Origin of the sequence: Streptomyces milbemycinicus, assembly GCF_002154605.1 — a bacterium.
In the GTDB taxonomy this organism is placed as follows: domain Bacteria; phylum Actinomycetota; class Actinomycetes; order Streptomycetales; family Streptomycetaceae; genus Streptomyces; species Streptomyces milbemycinicus.
Window position 1 is genome coordinate 1 of record NZ_MUNE01000274.1, and the last position, 6,464, is coordinate 6,464.

General features: G+C 70.9%; 6 protein-coding genes. 4 read left to right on the plus strand and 2 right to left on the minus strand.

The genetic code is table 11. The features are described from left to right. Positions 1-631: 6-phosphofructokinase (locus CCN51_RS22180; protein WP_211303242.1), on the plus strand; the 631-nt coding region annotated here is incomplete at its 5' end. A gap of 41 nt (positions 632-672) precedes the next feature. Here CCN51_RS22180 and CCN51_RS22185 read toward each other — a convergent pair. Then, positions 673-1,548 carry a universal stress protein gene (locus tag CCN51_RS22185; protein WP_014177813.1) on the minus strand — a complete coding sequence of 292 codons (876 nt, stop codon included), beginning with the start codon at positions 1,546-1,548 and terminating at the stop codon, positions 673-675. Between the two features lie 156 nt (positions 1,549-1,704). Here CCN51_RS22185 and CCN51_RS22190 point away from each other — a divergent pair, with 156 nt between their 5' ends. Together CCN51_RS22190 and CCN51_RS22195 are read left to right on the plus strand one after the other, a co-directional pair. Next, complete coding sequence (locus CCN51_RS22190; protein WP_245881668.1) at positions 1,705-2,124, plus strand: Hsp20/alpha crystallin family protein; 420 nt, start codon at positions 1,705-1,707, stop codon at positions 2,122-2,124. A 133-nt stretch (positions 2,125-2,257) separates the two neighbouring features. After that, positions 2,258-3,481: an amidohydrolase family protein gene (locus tag CCN51_RS22195; protein ID WP_014177811.1), complete on the plus strand. Its 1,224-nt coding sequence runs from the start codon at positions 2,258-2,260 to the stop codon at positions 3,479-3,481. On the opposite strand, the gene CCN51_RS22200 is transcribed toward CCN51_RS22195, so the two are convergent. Continuing rightward, positions 3,478-5,676, minus strand: coding sequence for an MMPL family transporter (locus tag CCN51_RS22200; RefSeq protein WP_014177810.1), 2,199 nt, complete (start codon positions 5,674-5,676; stop codon positions 3,478-3,480). The two genes, CCN51_RS22195 and CCN51_RS22200, sit on opposite strands and share 4 nt — an antisense overlap. A 106-nt stretch (positions 5,677-5,782) precedes the next feature. Here CCN51_RS22200 and CCN51_RS22205 point away from each other — a divergent pair, with 106 nt between their 5' ends. Beyond that, positions 5,783-6,439, plus strand: coding sequence for a MerR family transcriptional regulator (locus CCN51_RS22205; protein WP_014177809.1), 657 nt, complete (start codon positions 5,783-5,785; stop codon positions 6,437-6,439). Positions 6,440-6,464 lie beyond the last annotated feature (25 nt).

A 6,464-nucleotide genomic window follows, 5' to 3' on the forward strand; every position in this document is an offset into this window, starting at 1 on the left:
CACCGACTACACCTTCGGCTTCGACACCGCGGTCAACATCGCGACCGAGGCCATCGACCGGCTGCACACCACCGCCGAGTCGCACACCCGGACGCTGGTCGTCGAGGTCATGGGCCGGCACGCGGGCTGGATCGCGCTGCACTCGGGCATCGCGGGCGGCGCCAACGTCATCCTCATCCCCGAGCAGCCGTTCGACGTGAACCAGGTCTGCGAATGGGTGGAGAACCGCTTCAAGATCCGGTACGCCCCGATCGTCGTGGTGGCCGAGGGCGCGGTTCCGAAGGAGGGGCAGATGGTGGTGAAGGACTCCTCGCTCGACGAGTTCGGCCATGTGCGGCTGTCCGGTATCGGGGAGTGGCTGGCCCGGGAGATCTCCGACCGCACGGGCAAGGAGGCCCGCACCACGGTCCTCGGACACATCCAGCGCGGCGGCACCCCCAGCGCCTTCGACCGCTGGCTGGCGACGCGGTTCGGGCTGCGCGCGATCGACGCGGTGTACGAGCGGGACTTCGGCACGATGGTCGCGCTGCGCGGCACGGACATCGTGCGCGTGCCGCTGTCCGAGGTCACGGTGGGGACCAAGGGCGTGGACCCGGCCCTCTACGCGGAGTTCGGCGTCTTCTTCGGCTGATGCCGACGTTCGGCCGATGTCGGCACCGGTATGAGGTCGTGTCAGGCGGGGTGCGGCACCACCGCGACCGGACAGTGGGCGTGGTGCAGTACGGCGTGGGCGATCGGCCCCAGATGCCGCTCGGCGACCCGGTCGGCCGTACGGCGGCCGACGACCAGCAGCAGCGCCCGCGCGGACGATCTGACCAGCGCCTGGGCCGGGTTGAGCAGAACGATGTCCGGGAAGACCTCGACCTGCGGATATCTCGTACGCCAGGGCCGCAGAGCGTCCGACATCGCCTGGCTCTCCTGGTCCTCCCACCTGCCGCGGTCCTCCTCGAGGACGCCGATCATCCAGGCGGAGGGGGCGGCGGCGGGCAGCGCCCAGGCGTGCACCACGCGCAGCCGGGCCTTGCGCGCCAGGGCGGCGCGGAAGGCGAAGTCGGCGGTTTCGGCCAGGTGGCCGTGTGCGTCGAGGGCGGCCACGACCTCCGCTTCCCTGTCCGTTTCCCTGTCCGGGGGACCCTCCCGAACCGTCACCACCGGGCAGTCGGCGGCCGTCGCCACCCGCAGCGCCACGGACCCCACCGCCAGCCCGTCGAAGCCGCCCCAGCCGCGCGCCCCCACGACCATGAGCCCGGCGCTCCCCGCCGCCGTGAGCAGGGCCTCGTCCGCGGCCGTGGTGGCATGCTCGCCGGTCACCTCAAGGCCCGGATGGCGCTCGGCGAGGTCCGCCGCGGCCTGCCGGATCATCTGCTCGCCGACGTATCCCCAGGCGTCCTCGCCCGGCACCGGGGAGATCCGGGGCGGAAGCGGCGGGGAGGCGTGCAGAAGCAGCAGTGGAACCGCTCGGTCCAGCGCTTCCCGGGCGGCCCACTCCGCCGCCGCCAGACTGGGCTCGGAACCGTCGACTCCGGCCACAACAGTGCCGCCGCTCATCGGGACTCCTTCCTGTTGCCTCATTTAGTCTAGATATGAGGCAAATGTTCGTAGTAGTGGGCCGAGAAGGGAAGGTGACCGGGGATGAGCATGCCCGTACGACGAGGACGAGCCGGTTTGCCGGTCGAACATCGGCTCTCCAGATGGCGGAACCCGATGGCGGAGTTCGGCGAGCTCTTCGACCAGATGGGCACGCTGCTGGAATCCACCGTCGGTGGTGCCGTGCTGCCCGCCGCGGCGGAACGGGTGTGGACGCCGCCGGTCGAGGTGGCCGAGGGCGGCGAGGCCTACATGGTCGAGCTGGAGCTGCCCGGCGCCCGCCGGGAGGACATCGACATCCAGGTCCGCGAGCGGGAGCTGACCGTCTCCGGTGAGCTGAAGGAGCCGGAGCGCCCCGGGGTGCTGCGCCGCGGCACGCGCCGCACGGGGCGGTTCGAGTTCCGTATGACGCTGCCCGGCGATGTGAGCACCGGCAAGGTGAGCGCCAAGCTGGCCGACGGAATCCTCGGCCTGACCGTCCCGAAGGCGGAGGCCGCCAAGCCCCGCCACGTCGAGATCACCGGCGGCGAGTCGTAAGGCGAGCCGGGGCTGCGCCGCATCCCTTGCCGGTTTCTCTTGCTGGTTGATGCCTTACTCCGTACCCTCCAGCTGACGGACCGTCAGATGAGTGGGTGTCCGGTCCCGCCCGGACACCAGGGGAGAGGACGGCATGACTGGCGAGACGAACGGCGCAACCGAACTGCCCATGGTCATCAGCGTGGACGACCATGTGATCGAGCCCGCGCACCTCTTCGACACCTGGCTGCCCGCCAAGTACCGGGACCGCGGCCCGAAGCCCATGACCGCCGGAATCGGCGAGCTCGCCTACATCGGCGGCAAGTACCGGATCACCACCGACCCGGACGGCCCGCCGACCGACTGGTGGCAGTACGAGGGGCTGCTCTTCCCGTACAAGCGGATCATCGCTGCGGTCGGCTTCTCGCGCGACGAGATGACCCTCGAAGGCATCACCCGCGACCAGATGCGGCGCGGCTGCTGGGACCCCAAGGCCCGGCTCGCGGACATGGAGATGAACCATGTCGAGGCCTCACTGTGCTTCCCGACCTTCCCGCGTTTCTGCGGCCAGACCTTCGCCGAGGCCGAGGACAAGGAGGTCGGCCTGGCGTGCGTCCGGGCGTACAACGACTGGATGGTGGAGGAGTGGTGCGGGGACAGCGGCGGGCGGCTGATCCCGCTGTGCCTGATCCCGCTGTGGGACGTGGAGCTGGCGGTCCAGGAGATCCGCCGGAACGCAGCGCGGGGCGTGCGCGCCGTGACGTTCAGCGAGATCCCCACCTACCTGGGGCTGCCGAGCATCCACAGCGGCTACTGGGACCCGTTCTTCGCCGAATGCGAGGCGACGGGCACGGTCGTGTGCATGCACATCGGATCGTCCTCCCAGATGCCCGCCGCCTCACCGGACGCCCCGCCGGCCGTCCAGGCGGCCTTGAGCTTCAACAACGCCATGGCGTCGATGATGGACTTCCTCTTCAGCGGCGTCCTGGTGCGCTTCCCGCGGCTGAAGCTCGCGTACGCCGAGGGCCAGATGGGCTGGATCCCGTACGCCCTGGAGCGCGCGGACGACGTCTGGGAGGAGCACCGGGCCTGGGGCGGGGTGCGCGATCTGATCCCGGAGCCGCCGTCCACGTACTACTACCGGCAGATCTTCTGCTGCTTCTTCCGCGACAAGCACGGCGTCGCCTCGCTGGACACCGTCGGCGTGGACAACGCGACCTTCGAGACCGACTATCCGCACGTCGACTCGACCTGGCCGCACACCAAGCGGGTCGCGGCCGAGCATGCGGCCGGGCTGCCGCCGGAGACCGTCTACAAGATCCTGCGGGGCAACGCGATCCGGATGCTCGACCTGGACTTCGACAAGGACAGGGTCTAGCGCTCCTGGGGTTCGAGGGACGACGGGACGGGCCGGTGATCAGCGCGTGACGGGGCCGGCCCGCGCCAGGCGCGGTGGCCGAGCAGGCCGAGGACGGCGGGCAGCATCAGGGCCCGTACGACCAGCACGTCGAGGGCGATGGCCAGGATGAGGCCGATGCCGATCATCTTCAGGAATGTGATGGAGGAGAACGCGAATCCGCCGACCACGACGGCGAGCAGCAGCCCGGCGCCGGTGATGGTCCCGGCGGTGCGCTGCAGGGCGGTGGCCGTGGACTCGGCCGGGTCGCCGGTGGCGAGATAGCGTTCGCGGACCCGGGAGAGCAGGAAGACCTGGTAGTCCATGGCCAGTCCGAAGGCGATGGCGACGATGAGGACGGGGAAGTTCGCGTCCACGGCGCCGATCGCCTCGAAGCCGAGCGGCCCGGCTCCCACGCCGTACTGGAAGATCAAGGTGATCACCCCGAAGGCGGCGAGCAGCGACAGGGCGCTCATGGCCACCGTGATGAGGGGGATGGCCAACGAGCGGAACGCCAGGAACAGGACGAGGGCCGAGACGACGGCCACGAACAGCCCCATCCACAGGGCCCGCTCGCCGATCATGTCGACGATGTCGACCCGCGAGGCGGGCATACCGGTGAACCGCGCCTCGGTCCCCGGGGGCGGGGTCTGCGCCCGCAGCTCCTCCACCATGGTGCGTGCCTCACGGGACATCGGGTCCGGGGTGTAGTGGAGGGTGATCCGGACGAGCTTGCCACGGGTGGCGGTGACGGCGGCGTCCTTGACGCCCTCGACCGCGCCCAGCCGCTCGGCGTACCCGGCCAGCCGGCCGGAGCGGTCCGCCGCGCTGCCGTGCAGGTCGACGACGGCGGTGACGACCTTGGTGGGGTCGTGGTCGAAGCGGTCGCCCAACTGCCGGGTGACCTGTCGGGCGTCGGCGCCTTCGGGCAGCACCCAGTCGCCGGGGCGCGCCCAGTTGACGCCGACCGCCGGTCCGGCGAGCCCCAGGAGAGAGGCGGTGAGGAGGGCGGTGGTGAGCAGCGGGCGGCGCATGACCGTGTGGGCCAGCCGGTACCAGCGCCCCCGCTCGTCGCCGCCTGGGGCGTGCGTTCGGGGCGTACGGCGCAGGCCGCGGGGCAGGGGCAGCCGTCCGGCGTCGACGCGGCGCCCGGCGAAGCGCAGCAGGGCGGGCAGCAGCGTCAGCGAACCGATGACGGCGAAGACCACGACGGCGACCGCCGCGTAGCCCATGGAGCTGAGGAAGCGGGAGGGGAACAGGGTGAGGCCGGTGAAGGAGATGGCCACGGCCAGGCCGGAGAAGGCCACGGTGCGCCCGGCGGTGGCGGTGGTGCGTTCCACCGCCTCGTCCACCTCGGCTCCGGCGGCCAGCTCCTCGCGGAACCGGCCGACCATGAAGAGCGCGTAGTCGATCGCGAGCCCCAGGCCCAGGATCGTGATCACATTGATCACGGAGCTGGACAGGTCCGTGAACAGGGACACAGTGCGCAGCACCACCAGTGAACCGAGCGCCACCAGGACGCCCACGGCCAGCGGCAGCGAGGCCGCGACGACGCTGCCGAAGACCACCAGCAGCAGCACCATCAGGATCGGCAGGGACAGCATCTCCGCTCGTCCGATATCGGCCCCGGTGCGGGCGTTGACCTGCTCGGTCATGGCCGCGGTGCCGCCGAACCGCACGGTGACTCCGGAGGCGGCGGGCACCGCGAACCGGTCCTCGATCTCGCGCAGGGCCGCGACTTGGTCCTGGTCGCCGTCGGTGGTGAACTGGACGGTGGCGTAGGTGGCGTGATGGTCCCGGGAGATGAACTCCCGGGCCCGGGCACCGTCTGCCCCCTCCTCCCCCTTCACCGACCAGTACGTCTCCAGGCGCGCGATGTCCTCGCGGGGTACGCCGTCCAGGGACTTGCGGACCGGGTCGGCGAAGGCCGGGTCGTCCACCGTGTGCTTCTCGCTGCTGTAGAGCACCACCACATCGGCCGACTGGCGGCCCAGCGGACCGGCGAGCATCCGGTCGGCCCGCACCGACTCGCTGTGCGGATCGTCGAATCCGGCGCCGCCGGTCAGCGTTCCGAAGGTGCCCGTTCCCCAGACACCACCCAACACGGCCAGCAGCGCCGCCGCGACCACGACCCACCAGCGATGCCGTGCCGTGAGCCGCCCCAGAGAGGACAGCATGAACCCACCCCTTGAATAGATAGTAGATAGTTCCACTTCCGATAGTGGGACTATCTATCATGGGGATGCGAGAGTGCAAGAGGAGTCACGAGCCGGAGGGTCATCGATGCGCGTCGGGGAGCTCAGCAGCCTCAGCGGCGTACCCACGCCAACGATCAAGTACTACCTGCGGGAAGGGCTGCTGCCGCCCGGCGAGCGCACCAGCCGCAACCAGGCCCACTACGACGATCGCCACCTGCGGAGACTGCGCCTGATCCGCGCCCTCCTCGACGTCGGCGGCCTGTCCGTCGCCGTGGCGCGCGATGTCATCGCCGCCCTCGACAGCCCCGACACCGGCACCCACAAAGTCCTCGGCGCGGCCCAGCAGACCGTCATCCGTACCGCCGCCTACTGCGACGACGACGCCCGCGAGGACGCGACGGCCGAAGTCCTCGACCTCGTCCGGCGCCAAGGCTGGAAGGTCACCGCGGACAGCCCCTCGGTCGCCGCGACCGCCGAAGTCCTCGGCGCCCTGCGCCAACTGGGCCTGCACGAATTCGTCGACCGGCTCGACGACTACGCCCGCGCCGCCGACGCCATCGCCGCGACCGACCTGGACCTCGTCCGCCGCCGCCCCGACGCCGACGGCATGGCCGAGGCCGTGATCCTCGGCAACATCCTCGGCGACGCGCTCCTCGTCGCGCTCCGCCGCCTGGCCCAGGTCCACCACTCCGCCGAACTCTTCACCGACGACCGGGCACCACAGGCAGACCCACACGGCTGATCCCAACCCGCCCGAGCCACCCGCC